This is a genomic window from Mycobacterium sp. NGS67 (assembly GCF_059812185.1).
Genome location: NZ_JCALCF010000004.1, coordinates 129,922 through 146,931, shown reverse-complemented (window position 1 = coordinate 146,931; position 17,010 = coordinate 129,922). Strand labels below are relative to the sequence as shown.

Genomic DNA, 17,010 nt, shown 5'->3' with positions numbered 1-17,010 from the left:
AGTCAGGACCTGCATCGCGGTCCCGACGTTGACCGACGCGACGCAACTACTGCAGCGCAACCCCGAGTTCGTCGGCGAAAACGCGGATCATGTGCTGTACGCCAATCTCGTTGCGGCCGATGATCATATGGTCGTGCTGCGCATGGCGCACGCCTTCACCACACTGGGGCAGCATCGCGAAGTCCTCGTCACGGACTGCGGCGTGGACGGCCTCGTAGATCGCGTCGTAGTTGGTCCGCATCTCGTCGTTGGTCGCCGGGACGCGTCCCATCCAGCTGTGCCGCACCGTGCACCGGGTGGGGTCGCCGGCCGGCAGGATGTCGATGATCTCGACGCCGACCGGGCTGTTGGCCAGGATCAGATTCGGATACACCCAGAAGATCACGCCCATGTTCGACAGCGGGTCTCGGGCGGCGGCAGCGTCGTTGTGCACGTTGGTGATCCAGGTAAACGGGAAACCGATCCGGTGGTGCCTGCCGAACTCGTCGTAGACCGAGGTGTTGGCCAGGGTGTTCTGCCCGATCAGGCTCTCGCCGTGCACGAACGGGAAGTGATATCCCTCGGCGAAGGCCTCCAACGCACCTTTCCAGGACACCTCGGAGACGAATTCACGCTCGGTGTGGTACCCGAACGAAGAGTAGTTCATCGACTCCAGTTCGCCGCCCAGCGATCCCAGATGGGCTGCGACATCAATGCTTTCGCCGGCTGTGAGTACCGCCCAAACGAAACCGTGGCGCTCCTCGGAGGGCAACTCGACCAGACCGTAGTCGGCGAAGTTCATCGAATCGAATCCGGTCCTGCCCGGCACCATGAACAGCTCGCCGGTGTTCTTGTAGGTCCACGCGTGATACGGACACACGAACCGTGAGGCGTTTCCGGAACCGCAGGCCGGTTTGGCCCCGCGATGGCGGCAGTAGTTGAGGAAGACGTGACTCGTCCCGGTGCGGTCACGGGTCACCAGCAGCGAATCGCCCAGCACCGAGCGAACCACGAAGTCGTTGCGCTGCGGGAGTTGCGCCGAGGGCACGATCGCCAGGGGTACCCGGCGCAGGATCTGTGACTCCTCGAGTTCGGTGAGCTTCGCGTCACGGTAATAGTGCAGCGGCACGCGGAGTTCACGCTCGGCCATGTCGGTCGTCTTGTCGAGCGCGTGTCGCAGGGCACGCAGGGTCAGGGCTTCGTCGTGGCTGCCGACCGGCACGTTCAAGGTGGCTGTCATCGGGATCTCCTGGAAGGGGCTGTGCACTTGACCATACAGCGAAATATGTTTGTATTGTCAAGCTCGAACTGTGGAATCATCGACGGATGCGCAGGCACGGCTGGTCGGGTGACATGCCGGTCGACGACGAGGATGCGGTGCGCCGCATCGTCGCAGCGGCCAGGACCGCGATCGAGCAGTCGGGTGGAGTGAACGTCTCGGCGGTCTCCCAGGCGCTCGGCGTCACCCGCCAGACGGTGTACCGGTACTTCCCGACCCAGGAGGCGCTGCTGACAGCCACCGCGATGTCGGCGGTCGAAAGTTTCCTCGATCGGCTTGCCGAGGACCTGCGCGACGTCAACGACCCGACGGACGCAGTGGTGGAGGGCATCGCCTACACCTTCGAACAACTGCCGCATGACCGGTATCTCAGCTTGGTCATGCAGCCCGGCAAGGCCAGCGCGTTCGCGACGGGCGTGACTTCCGACGTCGCGATCGGGTTCGGTCGATCGATTCTGCAGCGATTCGACATCGACTGGGCGACAGCCGGATTCGCCGATTGCAAGCTCGACGAACTGGTCGAGTTCATGTTGCGGATCCTGCAGTCGCTGATCCTCGACCCCGGCCGGCCGAGGCGGACCGGGGCCGCGCTACGACGCTATCTGCGCGAGTGGGTGGCGCCCGCGGTGCGGGCCCACGCTAGATCTTGAAGCGTCCGGCGAACGCGCGCAGCGGCAGGTCGGCGCTGGTGATCAGGCCCGGGGGAGCGGCCACGACCGACTTGATCGAGTTCAGCGCGGGCAGGCCGGTAACCGTCATGCCGATGGAGGCGAAATTGTCCGGGTTGGACAGATCTACGCCCGGCTTCGGGAAGATCATGTGCTTGTTGTAGATGCACGGGTCGCCCTTGATCTGAGTGATGTAGCAGCCCTTGATATCCCAGCTTGGGTCGGTGTGCGGCGTCATCTGCCACTCCAGGTGCGTTTCCACCCGGGGCACGCCGTCCACCATCCCCTGGTACTTGATGTAGTTGCCGCCCAGCGAACCCTTGGGCAGGGTGTACCACCCGAGGTCGACGTCCTTGGTGCAGGCGCCCAGTTCGTAATCGAACTTCACCTCGTCGAGCGTGATGTCGAAGCAGTCGGCCATCATCAGCACACTGTCGGCGAACACGCGGGTGTACTTCTCCAGCTTGGACGGGATCGACGGATCATCCACGGGCAGGCCGTATCCCACCTCGATCCAGGTGTCCTTGGAGTGATGGCAGGACACGTCGACGGACTCGATGGTGGTGACGTTCTCGATCTCGGCGACGTCGGCCGAGCACACCACGCCCAAGATCTGGTTGACGCCAGGGTTCATGCCCGTCCCGTAGAACGTCGACCCGCCCTTCTCGCACGCTTCGGCCAGCAGTTGGGTGACCGGCTTGCCGGAGTGGTGCGGGTGGTTACGGTCGCGGTGCCAACCGGTGATCCAGTCGGCGGTGGTGACGATGTCGATCCCGGCCTCGAGGACTTTGACGTAGAGGTCCTCGTCCGGGAATACCCCATGGAAGGTGAGCACATCGGGTCTGGCGGCGATGATCTCGTCGACGCTGCCGGTCGCTTTGACGCCATTGGCGGGCAAGCCGACCAGTTCCCCGACGTCCTTGCCGACCTTCTCCTGCGAATAGCAGTGCACGCCAATGAGTTCGAGGTCAGGCTGGGTGGCGATGCGCTTGATCATCTCCGATCCGACGTTGCCGGTCGCGACCTGGAACACCTTGACAGTCATAGCCTTACCTCTCCGGAGCTCGGTTTCGACGCGGCCAGCTCGGCGGCACTGCCGCCCTTGCCGTCGGGATAGAACTTCTTGGCCCACTTGCGGATTGCGGTGAACCCTTCGTATTCCGCCGTTGCCAGCGCGGGCGGATCGGAATAGCGCTGGTGTGACCAGATGTGCACGTCTTGGGTGAATTGGCGAATCACTTCTTCACCGAACCCGAGGGCCTTGCGCTCGGCGCGCTCGGCGTCGAGTCCCGTTCGCCCCGGAACGCGGCCGATGTAGACCATGAACCGCACGTCGGAGGTCCGTTCATCGACGGGAGTGACGGCGGAGATGGTGCGGTTGTCGACCATTCCCCAACTCTTAGTCACCGCGATGCCCAGCCCGCCGTTGATCGCCTCCACTCCGCTCTTCACGTCCTCGATGCGCTGCTGGTCGTCACCTTCGAACGTGATGGTGAAGTCGACGTAGGACACCGGGTCGTCGAAGTCGTGGCGGGTGAAGATCGGCACGATCGGGGTGCTGTGCACGTATTTGAAGTGGGCGAAGTCGACCCCGTTCTCCAGTACGTACTGCGGATGTAACTCGAGATTCTGGCGGAACAGTCGTTGCTGCGGGTAATAGTCGTCGGGACTGCTGTCATCCTCGAAGCTGGCGAAGACGTCGGGTGCGTCGAAAAACGGTGCGCGACCTTCGATGTCGTGCCAGATGTACACCGACTCGTTGCGCTCGATCACCGGATAGGTGCGCACCCGCCGGCCCCGGTTGGGTCGGTCCTGGTAGGGGATGCAGACGTTGCGTCCCTCCTGGCTCCACTGCCAGCCGTGGAACGGGCACTGCAACACCTCGCCCACCACTGTGCCGCCGTAACCGAGGTGCGCCCCGAGATGCTCGCAATAGGCGTTCATCACGGTCAGCTGACCCGATTCGGCGCGCCAGGCGACCATCTCCTGGTCGAAGTACTTCATCGAGTAGACATCCCCGACGCCGATCTCGTCGGTCCACGCAACCTGGAACCATCCGGTCGGCTTCATCGACAACGGCGGCTTCGCCATGCGCGGGGTCCTCTCGATCCGGTCCTGAAGTACTCTATGGAAGATTCATAAAGGAGTCAACGAAACCTGTATTCCGGCGTTAAGATGCGCAAATGGCGGTGGCGGACAGTGTGGGTCGCAGATCCAACAGGCGCGGTCTGGCCACCCGCGAGGCCATGCTGCAGGCGGCGCTGACCGCCCTGGCGTCGGGCGATCCGGGAGCTGTCTCGGCCAACCGCATCGCCAAGCAGATCGGAGTGACCTGGGGCACCGTGCAGTACCAGTTCGGCGACGCCGACGGGTTCTGGGCGGCGGTGCTGCATCACACCGCGCAGCGCCGCGCCAGCCTGTTCGCCAATCCCGACACCGGGGCTTCGCTGCAGGCGCGGGTGTCGGAGATCATCGACACCCTCTACGACGGGCTGACCGCGCCCGACTCCCGGGCCATCGAAAACCTGCGTGCGGCGTTGCCGCGGGAACCCAGTGAGCTGGATCGGCTGTATCCGCGCACCGCAGCCGAACTGCGTTCCTGGGGCCGAAGTTGGCACGCCACCTGTCAGAAGGCGTTCGCCGATTTGCGGGTCGATCCGCAACGGGTGCGCGAGATCGCCACGCTGATCCCGGGAGCGATGCGCGGCCTGGCCTCGGAACGTCAGCTCGGCAGCTACGCCGATCTCGACGAGGCACGCCGCGGACTCACCAACGCCATCGTCGCCTACCTCGGCGAATCCGCCCGGTCGTGAACTGGGTCTTAGGCGTTGCGCGTGAAGCGTTGGCGTTGCGCGTGAATGCTGGGCGTTGCGCGTGAAGCGTGGGCGTTGCGCGTGAAGCGTGGGCGTTGCGCGTGAAGCGTGGGCGGGAAAATGGACCAGATCGCACCCTGAGTTCACTCTGAAAGCCCTGACTTCACGCTGAAAGCCCTGACTTCACTCTGAAATCCCTGACTTCACAGTCGAAAGCCTCGGATACCTGTTCATGCCGCAGGGTCGGGTTTTGCAGGACGGCCGTGGCAAAAGGTGTGTGCGTCAACTGCCTCAACTCGCTCGAGCACGCCGAGCGTCACGCCAGCGTGGCGGCGAACGCCGAGCGTCACGCTAGCGTGACCACCACACGGACGAGCCAGCACCTCGCGAGTGTGCGCGCAGCCGCACACTCGACGCCCACTGCGCGGCCAGCCGCACACTCGACGCCAGCCCAGCGCGCCGAGCATCACGCCAGCGTGGCCCAGCGCGCCGAGCGTCACGCCAGCGTGGCCCAGCGCGCCGAGCGTCACGCCAGCGTGGCCCAGCACGCCGAGCGTCACGCCAGCGTGACCGCCACACCGCCACCCGCAATGTGATCAATCCGGCCCACTGGACAGGTTCATCCCGATAACCGGTGGGTACCAAAACTGGATGGACGTCGTGGGAACTGTGTTGAACGCTGGCCGGCAACTCGTGTCGACCTATCGCCGCACCGGGGCTGACGTGCCCTTCGGGGATCCGCTGCCCTCGCACGGCACCGAGATGGAGGGTTGGTTCTGGCGGATCTCCGACCCGGCGGAGGGCCGGGTGGTGGTCGCGCTGTGTAGCGAAAACCGGCATCCCGAGGGTGAATGGTCCACCGCTGCGATAGCGCTGCACCCCGGCGGTGTGGTGCGCTCCGCCGCGATCGACGGAGTCCGCGCCGACCGCACCGAGTTCTCGGTGAAGGCGGAGGACGGCGGCGACCTGGTCGACGCGAGCCGCGATCGGCTCCGGATGGTGATCGGCGACAGCCAGGTCGACATGAAATTCGACGACGAATTCCGTTGGCCCAAACCTTTCGGCGGCGGCGGAGTGTTCTCGTCCGTACCCTTCCTCAACCAGTACTGGCACCCCTACCGGCTGGGCGGCAAGGCGTCGGGCACGGTGACCAGCGGCGACGAGCAATGGACGTTCACCGACGCCAATCTGTACTGCGAGCGCAATTGGGGAGCGGGCTTCCCGCTGCGTTGGTGGTGGGGTCAGGCGCACGACTTCGGCGACGCCGACGTGTGCGTGGCGTTCTCCGGAGGCCTGCTGGAGTTGGGCCCGTTCAAGCGCGACGTCACCGGAGTCGTTGTGCGACTTGGGGATCGAGTGCTACGCATCACGCCACCGGCATTGGTGTCCTACTCCGGCACCGACCTGCGGTGGCAGATCGAGGCGCGGACCGCCCGCTATCACGTCGAACTCGACGGTCGGGGCGTCGGAGATGGCCCGCACGTGCTGCCGGTGCCGTTGCCGGCCGAGCGCCGAAATATCGACACCGACTACGAATACCTGGCCGGCACGCTGCGCTGCACGGTCCGGGAATGGGGTCGGACCATCTTCGAAGGCACTTCGGAGTTGGCGGGTCTGGAGATCGGCAGTCGACCGGCCTGAGAAGTCCATTCGTGCTTGCTGAGACGGTAACCTCAATCGGGATGGCGGAGACGCGATGAGCGCGGGTCTGTTCGGCCTGCTGGACGATGTCGCGGCTTTGGCGCGCCTGGCCGCCGCCTCGGTCGACGACATCAGTGCCGCCGCTGGCCGTGCGACCGCCAAAGCTGCCGGAGTCGTCATCGACGACACCGCGGTGACACCGCAATATGTGCACGGCATCGCCGCCGAACGCGAACTGCCGATCATCAAGCGCATCGCCCTCGGTTCGCTGCGCAACAAGCTGTTGTTCATCCTGCCCGGCGCGTTGCTATTGAGTCAGTTCGTGCCGTGGCTGGTGTTCCCGATCCTGATGCTGGGCGCTACCTACCTGTGTTACGAAGGCGCCGAAAAGGTTTGGGGTGCGCTCCAGGGTCACCAGGGGCAGTCCCAAGCGCCGCAGAGCGAAGACGAGATGGTGTCCTCGGCGATCCGGACCGACTTCATCCTGTCCGCCGAAATCATGGTGATCGCGCTGAACGAGGTGGCCAAACAGGGGTTCGTACCACGCCTGGTCATCCTGATCGTCGTCGCGCTGGTGATCACGGCCGCGGTGTACGGCGTCGTCGCCGTGATCGTCAAGATGGACGACATCGGTCTGCGCCTCACCCAAACCCGGTCGCGGGTCGGACGCCGGATCGGCCTGGGTCTGGTTGCCGGTATGCCGAGGTTGCTCTCCGTGCTCTCCACGGTGGGTACCGTCGCGATGCTGTGGGTAGGCGGCCACATTCTCCTGCTGGGTAGCCACAATCTCGGCTGGGAGGCGCCGTACGGTTTCGTGCACCATCTCGAGGACAAGGTCCATCACCTCGTCGAGTCCGTCGGCGGCGTGCTCGCCTGGCTGACCAACACCGCAGCGTCGGCGGTACTCGGGATTGCCGTCGGTGCGGTGGTGGTGGTCGTGGTGCACCTTTTCAAATTCGCCCGGCGGCGCCGGCCGTCGTAACCAGAGGAGCACGCCGTGCTGCTGGACGGGATCAACCACATCGCGCTGATCTCCCGCGATATCGGCCGACTGCGCGAGTTCTACACCGAGGTATTCGAAGCCGAGGTCGGACCCACCAAGCCGCACGGCGAAAAGGGCGACGAGACGATGACCATGATCCGCATCGGTCCGCACACCGAACTCAATGTGGTGACGATCGAAGGCAATTCGGAGGCTGACCGTCAGACACCGATGTGGGGTCGTGGTCGGCTCGACCACTTCGGCTTGCAGGCGGCGTCGGCGGAAGCCTTCGAAGCGATCCGCCGGCGGCTGATGGAGCGCGGTGCCAGCGACGGCAACGTCAACGACTTCGGTTCCGTGCGCAGCCTGTTCTTCCGCGACCCCGACGGACTGGAAGGCGAGGTCCTGATCACCAAGTAGGGGTCAGCGGCGGGTACTGTCCCAAATGCGTTGTGTCGCAACATCTACCGACGGGTGATGAGTCTGCTGAAAGTTGCGTCCGCCGCGACGGTATGTCTCGATCACCGCGGCGGGCACCTGCGGTTCCGTCAGTGGGCGGCTCGACCACTCACAGGGTCGCACATGCACCAGGTCGACCGCGGCGGCTGCGTCGTCGGAGTCGACGAAGTAGGGGCCGCAGAGCCGTCCCAGCCAGAACAACCCGTCGGTGTCGCGGGTCCATACGAATGAGCCGTCGGGCACCTCGGCGAACCTCGCGACCCGCCGGGCCAGCCGTTCCTCCTCACCTGCACCGCGCACCAGCCGGCCGAACCCGCAGACACCGAGCCGACGGGCGCGTTCGATGGTTGCGCTCACGTCGATGTCGTCGCAGCGAGATCGCATCGGCGCGCGGTACACGGCGGTCATGGCCACCATCTTGCGCGATGCTCGGAGCAGGCTGAGATCCTGCTTGCAGAGAACACCGATCGAAGGAGGCCCTCGATGGCGCGGATACCCGCTGCACTCGGTCTGACGGCCGAGGAACTGGACGAGCTGATGACGACTTCATGGAACATGCGGATCGCCACGGTGGGGCCTGGGCAACGGATCAACGTCACGCCGCTGTGGTTCGCCTGGGCCGCCGGTCGGGTGTACTTCTTCGGCCGCGGCCAAAAGATCGCCAATCTGCGGCGCAGCCCGATCTGCACCGTTCTGGTCGATCGCAACGAGCGCTTCCCCGAGCTCGTCGGCGCGATGTTCCAGGGCACGGCAACAGTATTGGAAGATGCCGAAGCCGAAGACGCCGACCCCCATCTGGAAGAGGTTCGCTGGCAGATGGGTTCGAAATACGCTGGCGGACACGGCGAGCCGCAGAACGAAGAGCGAATCCGGTATCCGCAGACCGCTGTCGGGCGTTCGGCACGATGGGTCGTCTTCGAGCCCGACCGGTTGATCAGTTGGGACAATCACAAGTTGCCGGAACGCAAATAGACTCAGGTACCGCAGAAGGTCCGGTACACCCCGAAATCGACCGGGGCCGGCGAAGCGTAGCGATCCAGCCCCGGCCGCGGCGTGTAAGGGGCGCTGACCGCGTCGAGGAGCCCGTTCAGCGGATCGAGGTCACCCGATGTCGCCGCGGTCAGCGCCTCCTCGACGAGGTGGTTACGCGGGATGTAGATCGGGTTGACCCGGTTCATCAACTCGAAATCCGGTCCCAGCGCTCGCCATCGCGACGCCCACGCGTCGAACTGGGCGGGGTCGACGAACAGGTCGCGTGCCGGCATGTGGTCGTCGCCTGCTGCGCTCAGGTGACGGAAGAACGACGTGAAGTCGACGTGGCTTTCCTGCAACAGGGGCAGCAACTCGTCGATCAGTGGCCGGGCGGCTTCGACGCCGGCGGCTAAGCCCAGCTTGGCGCTCATACCCGACAGCCACGCGCTGTGGTGTTGATGGAAGCCGTCAAATGCCTCCTCCACCAACGGGACTGCCTCGTTGACATCGTCGGCGATCAACGGCAGCAGGGCCTCGGCGAAACGGGCGAGATTCCAGGCGGCGATCGTCGGCTGGTTCCCGTAGGCATAACGTCCCCAGGCATCGATCGAACTGAATACGGTGTCGGGGTCGTAGGCCTCCATGAAGGCGCACGGTCCGTAGTCGATCGTCTCGCCCGAGATCGTCACGTTGTCGGTGTTCATCACCCCGTGGATGAACCCGACCAGCATCCACCGCGCCACCAGCGATGCCTGCACTGCGACCACTGCCTCGAACAACGCCAGGTACGGGTTCTCGGCCTGCGCCGCCGCCGGATGGTGACGGGAGATGGCATAGTCGGCCAGCCGCCGTAACAAGCCGAGATCCCCACTGGCAGAGGCATATTGGAAGCTACCGACCCGCAGGTGGCTGCTCGCGACACGGACGAGCAGCGCCCCCGGCAGCATCGTCTCGCGCGCGACCGGCTGCCCGGTGGCCAGCACTGCCAGGGATCGGGTGGTCGGGATGCCCAGGGCGTGCATGGCTTCGCTGATGATGTATTCGCGCAACATCGGGCCCACCGCGGCCAGGCCGTCACCGCCGCGGGCGAACGGCGTGCGGCCCGACCCCTTCAGGTGGATGTCGCGCAGTCGCCCGTTGTTGTCGACGAGTTCGCCGAGCAGCAGCGCGCGCCCGTCGCCGAGGCGGGGCACGTAGCCGCCGAACTGGTGCCCGGCATAGGCCTGAGCGACCGGGGTGGCGCCCTTGGGAACCGAGTTTCCGGCCAGAAAGCGCATCCCCGCTGCGCTGCGCAACCACGTTGCGTCCAGCCCCAACTCGGCGGCTAACGGCTCGTTGAGCACCAACAATCGGGCTTCGGGCGGCACCTGGGCATGCCAGGGGACCGCCAGTTCAGGAAGCTCCCGAAAAAAGCCGTCCTGAAGGGCGATGGTCGTATCCGGTGCAACAGCCACTTGGTTCAGTCTACGGGCCGCCGTCAACCGTCTTCGTTGCCGGCGAGACCTTCTGGCGGCGGAGTGGAGTAGGCCGGATACGCCGGCGGCGATACGGCGCTGTCATCTTTTTCTTCCTCGGAAGCCGGCTGTCCGGTGGCGTCCTGCGGTTCGGGAGTGCTCATCGAGGCTCCTAACTGATCGCTTGACGAATCAAGTCGCGGGCGCGGTCGAGCATCGAAGCAAACGGCCCGACAACGAAATTCAGCTTCGCCGACTCGACGCCGGCATGCGGCCGGGTGGGCGCGATGGCTTCTGCGACCTTGACGGCGGTGCCCAACCGCTTGAGTTCTTCGGTGTCGAGGTTGCGCTGCAATTTCGCGAATTCCTCGATCTCTTCGTGCTCGGCATGGGCAAGGACGGCGTCGCGCAGCTTGGTCAACTCGTCGATGAACTCCTGCGAGGTGATGTCCAAACTCTCGATTCTCGACAGCTGTTCTTTGGCGTCATGCTCTTCCTGCAGCAGCTTGTCCACGATGTCGTCCCCGGCGTCGAACTCGCGCCGTACCCGCGGGTGCACCAACATCTCCTCTGCCGTCTCGTGAACGGCGAGCAGTTGACGCAACTCGACGAACGGCTTCTCGCGCGCTTCCGGATCCGAAGCGAGCAGAACCTGGTCGAACATGTCCTCGATCAGGTCGTGCTGGGCTTTGAGGAACGCCACGACTTCCTCGGGTGTTTCAACAATCATCTCGGCCACGCCGATGCACCTCCACAGGTGAATCCATAGGTGAAGTTCTGGGAACGCGGGCGGGGGGCTGTGCGCCGCTACGGGCCGCATACCCGGGCCAGTGGAGGCTAAAACGCCTGCCGGCCGGCCACCAGGCGTTCCACCTCGCGCAAGTCGTACGGTGCCCGCAGGCCGAGAATCAGATGATCGGCCCCCGCCTCGACGAGCGAGCCCATCACGGCCGGATCGGCCCGTTCGATCCACACGGTGCGTTCTATCTCGCCGGGATCACGTCCCACCTCGTCGCACCACCGGTCGATGACGCGGTTTTTCCTGCGGATCGTCTCGGCGTCTCCGTAGCCGTTCCACATGTCGGCGTGCTGGGCCACCAGGCGCAGCGTGCGCCGTTCGCCGTTGCCCCCGATCAAGATGGGCAACCGGCCGATCGGCCCGGGCCGGAGCAACCCGATACGGCGGCGAATGCGGGGCAACGCCTCGGCGAGGACATCGAGTCGTTGTGCGGGGTCCCGGACGGGGTAGCCGTATTCGACCTCGTCCCTTTCCATCCAGCCCGATCCGATGCCCAGCACCGCGCGTCCGCCGGACAGGTGGTCGAGCGTGCGGGCCATGTCGGCCAGCAGGTCCGGGTTGCGGTAACCGCATCCGGTCACCAGCATGCCGAGCTGCGAAATTCTGGACGTCGTCACCGCCATCGCCGCCAGGATCTGCCAGCCTTCGAAGTGGGGTTCGTCGGCGGCGCCGTAGAGCGGCGCGAAGAAGTGGTCCCAGGTCCACAGGCTGTCGACGCCCAGGTCGTCGACGCCTTCCCAGCCTGCACGTAATGCGGCCATGGTCGTGTTCTGCGGGTGTATCTGGACGCCGATCTTCACCATCAGTGCTTCAGTATGGTGCCTTGGCAGCGCGACCGACCGGCCCCGGCACTGTTTCAGCTGATCTTCACTGCGGCATCGATTGCAGTCCGGTGGCGGCGTTCGTGCTCACGGCAGGTTGGTCGACAGGAAGGTCAACGGCGGGCCGAGCACGGACAAGTCGATTTCTTCGAGATAGTTGCCGTCGCCTTCGAATCCCTGTCTGAATCGGGTGATCGAGCCATAGCCTTTGGCGATGTCCTCTGCGCCGGACGCGTTCGGTACTTGCAGCACGACCGTGAAGATGCCATCACCGTGCGCAGCCAGGAATTCGGTTACGGAAGTGGCGACTTCGGCCGCCGATCCCGGATTCGGGCTGATGAGTTCGATGCCGCGCTCCCAGTCCAGGAGAACGCGGATCCCGAGTTCGTCCAGGCTGATCTCGTTGAAGGTGAATCCCAATTCGGTGAACAGTTGCCCCATGGTGTCGTGCCGTTCGCGTGCCACCGCGAAGACGACATGATGCAACCGCGAACTCATCGGGGCATTCCGAACTCGATTGGCAACGTTGTCGGTCCGCTCATGCCGAGCATCGGCTTCCACGGCGCCGGCCCGACACGGCGAGCATCGGGCATCCGGCGCGCCAGGATCTTGAGTCCCTCGGCCAGTTCCATCCTGGCCAGATTCGCACCGAGGCAGTAGTGCACGCCGCCACCGAAGGTCAGCACCGCCGGTGCCGACTCGCGGCTGATGTCAAATCGGTCGGGATCCGGATAGATCTGCGGATCACGATTGGCCGCAAAGGAATTGACGAAAATGAATGCTGCGGCGGGGAAGGTGTAACCGCCGAACTCAACGTCGTCATGGACGGTGCGGACGGTGTTGCAGACGGCCGGCGAATGACGAATGCTTTCCTCGACCGCCGACATGGCCAGCTCGGGATGCTCGCGCAGCATCGCCCACTGCTGCGGGTGATCCAACAGCACCTGCAGGGAGGCGGCGAACTGGTTGCGCGTGGTATCGGTCCCGGCAAGAAGCAACCCGGCCACCGTCATCCGCAATTCGTCGGCACTGAGGCGATCACCGTCATCCTCGGCGCGGATGAGGTCGGAAAGCAGGTCCTCGGTCAGATGATTCCGTCGTTCGGCGACCATGTCGTCGACATAGGCATCCAGTTCGGCCCAGCCGCGCAGCACGGCAGGCATCTCGTCGATCAGGTTGACCGAGAAGTTCACCATCTTGAAGATTGCTTCGGCCCAGCGTTCGAACTGTGCCCAATCTGCGCGTGGCGCACCGAGTAACGCGCAGATGATCGGGATCGGGTAGTGCCGGGCGATATCGGTGACGATGTCGCAGCGTCCTGCGTCAGCGACGCCGTCGATCAGATCGTTGAGCACTTCGTCGATCGTGTCGTGCAGACGCGTGATTGCCCGCGGCGTAAAGGCTCTCGAGACGAGGCTGCGCAGCCGATGGTGTTCGGCGCCCTCCGCGCAGATGATGCTCCCGACGACCCTGTCCCACAACGGGCCTGAGGTCACGCCCTGGGCGGCCAGATGAAGACCAGGCGGAATCACGAACCGGGTGTCGCGCAGGATGCCCCGGGCAAGTTCGTACGAGATCACTTCGGGACCGAAGGGTCCGATGGCGATCGGCGCCAGTCGCTGCGCCGCCCGGATCCGTTCGCAGACCTCGTGCGGTGGTTCGTTGACGTCGTACTCGAGCGTCGGCAGCCCGGCATCGAAAACGCTTGGGGCACGGGACGTGACGGTCATTTGTGCACCAGCCCGCGCGGCCGGATCACGCCGAGATCGAAGTGGGTCAGCCAGCCCGGCGCGGCGTCACAGACGTCGGGAATGGCATTGACAGCACCCATCGCGGTCCAGTTGTAGCCGGGATGCGTCATCGTCCCGCCGGGCGGGTCGACACCTTCCAGCGTCAGCGCGCTCGGCGGGTCTCCGTCGATCACGATGCGGTACCGCGTCTTTCCCCAATCCCAGGCGGGTTCGATATCGGATGGGCCGCCGGTCAGGTAGATGGCGTGGAAAACGATTAACGGCCGCCCCTCGACGTGGGCGGTCCAGGTGTGGTGTTGCGCGGCGACGGTGCCGCGGGGGATCACGCCCAGCTCGTGCGGTATGTCCGTGGTTGCGGTGGCGACGCTCAAATCCGAGGTGATGTCGTCGATCTCGACGCCGAGTCCGTCGGCGATCATGTACATCGACTGGCCGAAGAAGGGCACGGCCATGCCCAGCACCGTTGGCGTCGAGAGGAATTCGTCTTTCGGCTTGCCGAAGCCCATCCAGTCGATATGGTCCAGCGGCGCGTCGGTGAGCACATTCACCACTTCGTAGACCTCGATCTTGTCGATCCGGCTGGTGACCCGTGCCAGGGTGAGCGGCAACAGATCTCCGGCGTAGCCGGGGTGGATGCCGCCGCCGTGGAAGCTCGTCCCGCCGTCGCGGCAAGCGGCTTCGATGCGCGCCGCCTCGTCCTGGAAATACTTCGACGGATGGAAGAATCCGCTGGTGGTGACGACGTTCTTGCCGGACCGCAGCAGTCGGCAGACGGTGTCGACGTCCATGATGATCGGCGTGTAGAACACGCAGTCAGCGTCGGTGGCGATGACGGACTCGACGTCGTCGGTGGTGGTGACACCGGTCGCCGGGATGCCGACGATGTCGCCCGCGTCCTTGCCGACCTTCTCGGGAGTGTGCACCAGGACGGCGACGAGGTCGAACACCGGGTTGTCGGCGAAATGCCGAAGCGCGACCTGCCCCACATCCCCGGTCATCCATTGAATGACGCGATATTTTCTATCCGGCATCGAACTCACGTCCTCTCAGTTGCGTGCCAGCACTCCACGTGGCAGCAGCAGCGGCAGATCGGTGTAGGTGGCGATGCCGGGCGGCGCGGCGACGACGGCGGGTATCGCCGTGATGGGCGGCATGGCGGTGATGGTCAGGCCGAGCATGATGTAGTCGTCGAGAGACTCGGCGTGGAAGTCCGGCGGTGGTTCGAAACTCAACGTGCTCTTGATGGTCGGGCGGCCTTCGACGGTCACGGTATAGCCGAAGGTGGTCGACCACGCCGGATCCAGGGTTTGGCCCTTGGTCCACACCGCGCGCATCTCGGCGATCTCGCGCCCCGCGGCAATTCCCTTCCACCGCAGGTCGATACCCGCCACGCACCCCTTCTTGATCGTCCAGTCGCCGGGCAGCAGCAGATCCTCGGTGGTCTGGGCATAGTCGACTTCGCAACGGTATTCGTCGATTTCGGCGCCGAGGGCGTCGGCGACCAACTGCACCGCCTCGCGGAAGATGCCGGACCCCTTCTCGGTGACGGCGGGAAGATCCGGCTGGTCTATCGGACAGCCGAAGCCCATCGGTATCTCGGTGGCCGGGGAGTTGTAGATGGTGGTGTCGAAGGATTCGACGACGCAGATCCGGTCCACCCGGTCGGCGATACCGGCCGTGACGACCGCGAGCAACTGGATGAATCCCGGATTGATGCCGCTGCCGAATATCGTGGATTCGCCTGTCGCACAGGCTTCGACGATGCGGTCCCGGTCCGGGCCCAATTGATGGCCGGTGATGAACTCGGATGTGGTGACGACGTTGATCCCCGCCCGCAGAATGCGTGTCACCTCGTCGACATCGGCGAACATCGGGTTGTAAACCACGCAGTCGGGCTGCAGCGCCAGCAGCGCGTCGACGTCGTCGGTGGCCCGCACCCCCAGTGTTTCGATGCCGCACAGTTCGCCGACGTCGCGGCCCACCTTGTCCGGAGACCAGGCGTAGCAACCCACCAGTTCCAGCAGTGAATTGGCTGCGATCGCGTGGACGGACTTCCGGCCGACGTTGCCGGTGGTCCACTGGACGACGCGCAGCTTGCCTGTCACGGTTTCGCGCCGGCCTGCTGCTGCTGGGCGGCCTGACGGGCCAGTCTTTCGTCGTGGATGCGCACCAACTCGCGGAAGCCCAGCCGATGGTATTTCGGTGTCGGCTGGATACCCCAGACGTCGCGGGCGGTGTCCTTGCCTTCGGCGCCCTCGGGCGGCCCCAGCGGCGGGTAGGGGTACTTGCACTCCAGCGCGTCGTCGGAGTAGCGGACCTTGAGCAACTCACTGCAGATCTCGGTGAGACTCAACGTCGGATAGCCGTAGTAGACGGCCATGAATGGCAGCGTGAACGCGCCCTCGACTACCAGGGCGATCAGGCACACCAGAACGGCGCGCTTGATCCATTTGTGCATCCGCGCGTAGTAGGGCGTGGTGCCCGGCGGCAGGTCTTCGACCGCGTCTTTGTCTTCTGTGGCAGGTGTTTTCGTGGTCATGAGTGTGCTCCTCGGGCGCTCAGTCGGAGAAGATTTCGCGGTTGACGGTGTGCAGGTACGGGATCGCGAGGAACGGGGTGATGTAGAAGATGTCGTACAGCCACCAGCCGATCACTGGGAACACCACGCCGGCGTAGCGGACGTCGGCGTACATGGTCATGTTGAACACGTAGGCGCACCAGATGACGGTGCCCATCCAGCAGGTGACGATCATCCATTGATGTCCCCAGCGTTTCATCTGCAGGAACCCGATCGCCGCGGCGACCCGCATCGAGAACACGGTGAGGATCAGCCCCGCCACATAGGCCTTTTCGCCCGGTCCCGCCGCGCCGCCGACCCACAGTTCGTTGTAGTGCCAGAAGTAGCCGGCGTCGAACATGTTGCCCCAGCCGATCATCAGCACCCGGTTGATCAGGGTGTGGTTGGCGACCAGATCCAGCGCCCAGCCAAGGCTGTTCAGCATCCCGTCGATCAGCACCAGGTAGCCGATCAGGGTGACGATCATCGGCCGCACCGACAGGCCCGCGCGTAAAGCCTGACGCTGCAGCCAGACTCCGCGCATGAAGATGGGAAACCCGATCAGGCCGGGCGCCCAGCAGCCCATTAACCCGGCGCCGACGATCATCCACTTGTCGGCGCGGCGTTGCGCGATCCGCGATTCGTCGTCGTGCTCGGTGAGGCTGACGGAGTCGCCGGACGAGACGACCGCGGTCACAGATCCCACCAGCCTCGGGCGAACGACATGTACAGCTGGATGCCGAACATCACCAGCAGGTAGCCGTAGATGAAGATCTGGAAGACGATGAGTGCCTTCTTGCGTTTGCGCTCTTGCTGATCCACCATGCCGTTGCCC

General features: G+C 64.7%; 22 protein-coding genes. 7 read left to right on the top strand and 15 right to left on the bottom strand.

The window, feature by feature from the left end; genetic code table 11:
• Window positions 1-46: 46 nt before the first annotated feature.
• The gene (locus AC5Y4D_RS05005; protein ID WP_500036550.1) at window positions 47-1,219 is read right to left on the bottom strand and encodes an aromatic ring-hydroxylating oxygenase subunit alpha; all 1,173 of its coding nucleotides are present in this window, start codon (window positions 1,217-1,219) and stop codon (window positions 47-49) included.
• An 86-nt stretch (window positions 1,220-1,305) separates the two neighbouring features.
• Here AC5Y4D_RS05005 and AC5Y4D_RS05000 point away from each other — a divergent pair, with 86 nt between their 5' ends.
• A complete protein-coding gene (locus AC5Y4D_RS05000) occupies window positions 1,306-1,908 on the top strand; it encodes a TetR/AcrR family transcriptional regulator (RefSeq protein ID WP_500036549.1) in 603 nt (200 codons plus the stop codon).
• Here AC5Y4D_RS05000 and AC5Y4D_RS04995 read toward each other — a convergent pair.
• Window positions 1,898-2,971 carry an NAD(P)H-dependent amine dehydrogenase family protein gene (locus AC5Y4D_RS04995; RefSeq protein ID WP_500036548.1) on the bottom strand — a complete coding sequence of 358 codons (1,074 nt, stop codon included), beginning with the start codon at window positions 2,969-2,971 and terminating at the stop codon, window positions 1,898-1,900. The genes AC5Y4D_RS05000 and AC5Y4D_RS04995 overlap by 11 nt on opposite strands.
• On the bottom strand, window positions 2,968-4,017 hold the full coding sequence (locus tag AC5Y4D_RS04990; protein WP_500036547.1) for an aromatic ring-hydroxylating dioxygenase subunit alpha: 1,050 nt from the start codon (window positions 4,015-4,017) through the stop codon (window positions 2,968-2,970). Before AC5Y4D_RS04990 ends, AC5Y4D_RS04995 begins: the two co-directional genes overlap by 4 nt.
• Before the next feature lie 92 nt (window positions 4,018-4,109).
• Between AC5Y4D_RS04990 and AC5Y4D_RS04985 the strand changes: the two genes are divergently transcribed.
• The 5 genes from AC5Y4D_RS04985 to AC5Y4D_RS04965 all read left to right on the top strand — a co-directional run bounded on the left by AC5Y4D_RS04985 (window position 4,110) and on the right by AC5Y4D_RS04965 (window position 7,782).
• On the top strand, window positions 4,110-4,739 hold the full coding sequence (locus tag AC5Y4D_RS04985; RefSeq protein WP_500036546.1) for a TetR/AcrR family transcriptional regulator: 630 nt from the start codon (window positions 4,110-4,112) through the stop codon (window positions 4,737-4,739).
• Window positions 4,740-5,095: 356 nt separating this feature from the next.
• Window positions 5,096-5,335 (top strand): hypothetical protein, encoded by a 240-nt coding sequence (locus tag AC5Y4D_RS04980; RefSeq protein WP_500036545.1) that lies wholly within the window; start codon window positions 5,096-5,098, stop codon window positions 5,333-5,335.
• A gap of 55 nt (window positions 5,336-5,390) precedes the next feature.
• Window positions 5,391-6,380, top strand: a complete 990-nt coding sequence (locus AC5Y4D_RS04975; protein ID WP_499992277.1) for a tocopherol cyclase family protein — start codon at window positions 5,391-5,393, stop codon at window positions 6,378-6,380.
• A 55-nt stretch (window positions 6,381-6,435) separates the two neighbouring features.
• On the top strand, window positions 6,436-7,362 hold the full coding sequence (locus AC5Y4D_RS04970) for a DUF808 domain-containing protein (protein ID WP_500036544.1): 927 nt from the start codon (window positions 6,436-6,438) through the stop codon (window positions 7,360-7,362).
• Window positions 7,363-7,377: 15 nt separating this feature from the next.
• Window positions 7,378-7,782 carry a VOC family protein gene (locus AC5Y4D_RS04965; RefSeq protein ID WP_499992274.1) on the top strand — a complete coding sequence of 135 codons (405 nt, stop codon included), beginning with the start codon at window positions 7,378-7,380 and terminating at the stop codon, window positions 7,780-7,782.
• Window positions 7,783-7,785: 3 nt separating this feature from the next.
• On the opposite strand, the gene AC5Y4D_RS04960 is transcribed toward AC5Y4D_RS04965, so the two are convergent.
• On the bottom strand, window positions 7,786-8,229 hold the full coding sequence (locus AC5Y4D_RS04960) for a GAF domain-containing protein (protein WP_499992271.1): 444 nt from the start codon (window positions 8,227-8,229) through the stop codon (window positions 7,786-7,788).
• 75 nt (window positions 8,230-8,304) lie between these two features.
• On the opposite strand from AC5Y4D_RS04960, the gene AC5Y4D_RS04955 reads away from it, so the two are divergent.
• Window positions 8,305-8,793, top strand: a complete 489-nt coding sequence (locus AC5Y4D_RS04955) for a pyridoxamine 5'-phosphate oxidase family protein (RefSeq protein ID WP_499944846.1) — start codon at window positions 8,305-8,307, stop codon at window positions 8,791-8,793.
• Between the two features lie 2 nt (window positions 8,794-8,795).
• Here AC5Y4D_RS04955 and AC5Y4D_RS04950 read toward each other — a convergent pair whose 3' ends face one another.
• From AC5Y4D_RS04950 to AC5Y4D_RS04900, 11 genes are all read right to left on the bottom strand, one after another.
• Window positions 8,796-10,247 carry a protein adenylyltransferase SelO gene (locus AC5Y4D_RS04950; protein WP_500036543.1) on the bottom strand — a complete coding sequence of 484 codons (1,452 nt, stop codon included), beginning with the start codon at window positions 10,245-10,247 and terminating at the stop codon, window positions 8,796-8,798.
• 23 nt (window positions 10,248-10,270) lie between these two features.
• Window positions 10,271-10,411, bottom strand: coding sequence for a hypothetical protein (locus AC5Y4D_RS04945; RefSeq protein ID WP_499944848.1), 141 nt, complete (start codon window positions 10,409-10,411; stop codon window positions 10,271-10,273).
• A gap of 8 nt (window positions 10,412-10,419) precedes the next feature.
• Window positions 10,420-10,986 (bottom strand): hemerythrin domain-containing protein, encoded by a 567-nt coding sequence (locus AC5Y4D_RS04940; RefSeq protein ID WP_499992264.1) that lies wholly within the window; start codon window positions 10,984-10,986, stop codon window positions 10,420-10,422.
• A gap of 98 nt (window positions 10,987-11,084) precedes the next feature.
• On the bottom strand, window positions 11,085-11,849 hold the full coding sequence (locus AC5Y4D_RS04935; RefSeq protein ID WP_500036542.1) for an LLM class F420-dependent oxidoreductase: 765 nt from the start codon (window positions 11,847-11,849) through the stop codon (window positions 11,085-11,087).
• 105 nt (window positions 11,850-11,954) lie between these two features.
• Window positions 11,955-12,365, bottom strand: a complete 411-nt coding sequence (locus AC5Y4D_RS04930) for a hypothetical protein (protein ID WP_500036541.1) — start codon at window positions 12,363-12,365, stop codon at window positions 11,955-11,957.
• Window positions 12,362-13,597, bottom strand: coding sequence for a cytochrome P450 (locus AC5Y4D_RS04925; RefSeq protein WP_499944852.1), 1,236 nt, complete (start codon window positions 13,595-13,597; stop codon window positions 12,362-12,364). The genes AC5Y4D_RS04930 and AC5Y4D_RS04925 overlap by 4 nt, the downstream gene beginning before the upstream one ends.
• Entirely contained in the window at window positions 13,594-14,649 is a 1,056-nt protein-coding gene (locus AC5Y4D_RS04920) for an NAD(P)H-dependent amine dehydrogenase family protein (RefSeq protein ID WP_499944853.1), read from the bottom strand. Before AC5Y4D_RS04920 ends, AC5Y4D_RS04925 begins: the two co-directional genes overlap by 4 nt.
• A 15-nt stretch (window positions 14,650-14,664) precedes the next feature.
• Window positions 14,665-15,723, bottom strand: coding sequence for an NAD(P)H-dependent amine dehydrogenase family protein (locus tag AC5Y4D_RS04915; protein WP_499944854.1), 1,059 nt, complete (start codon window positions 15,721-15,723; stop codon window positions 14,665-14,667).
• Window positions 15,720-16,157, bottom strand: coding sequence for a hypothetical protein (locus AC5Y4D_RS04910; RefSeq protein WP_499944855.1), 438 nt, complete (start codon window positions 16,155-16,157; stop codon window positions 15,720-15,722). Before AC5Y4D_RS04910 ends, AC5Y4D_RS04915 begins: the two co-directional genes overlap by 4 nt.
• A 19-nt stretch (window positions 16,158-16,176) precedes the next feature.
• Window positions 16,177-16,782, bottom strand: coding sequence for a hypothetical protein (locus AC5Y4D_RS04905; RefSeq protein WP_390176192.1), 606 nt, complete (start codon window positions 16,780-16,782; stop codon window positions 16,177-16,179).
• 86 nt (window positions 16,783-16,868) lie between these two features.
• Window positions 16,869-17,000: a hypothetical protein gene (locus tag AC5Y4D_RS04900; protein ID WP_499944857.1), complete on the bottom strand. Its 132-nt coding sequence runs from the start codon at window positions 16,998-17,000 to the stop codon at window positions 16,869-16,871.
• Window positions 17,001-17,010: the final 10 nt, after the last annotated feature.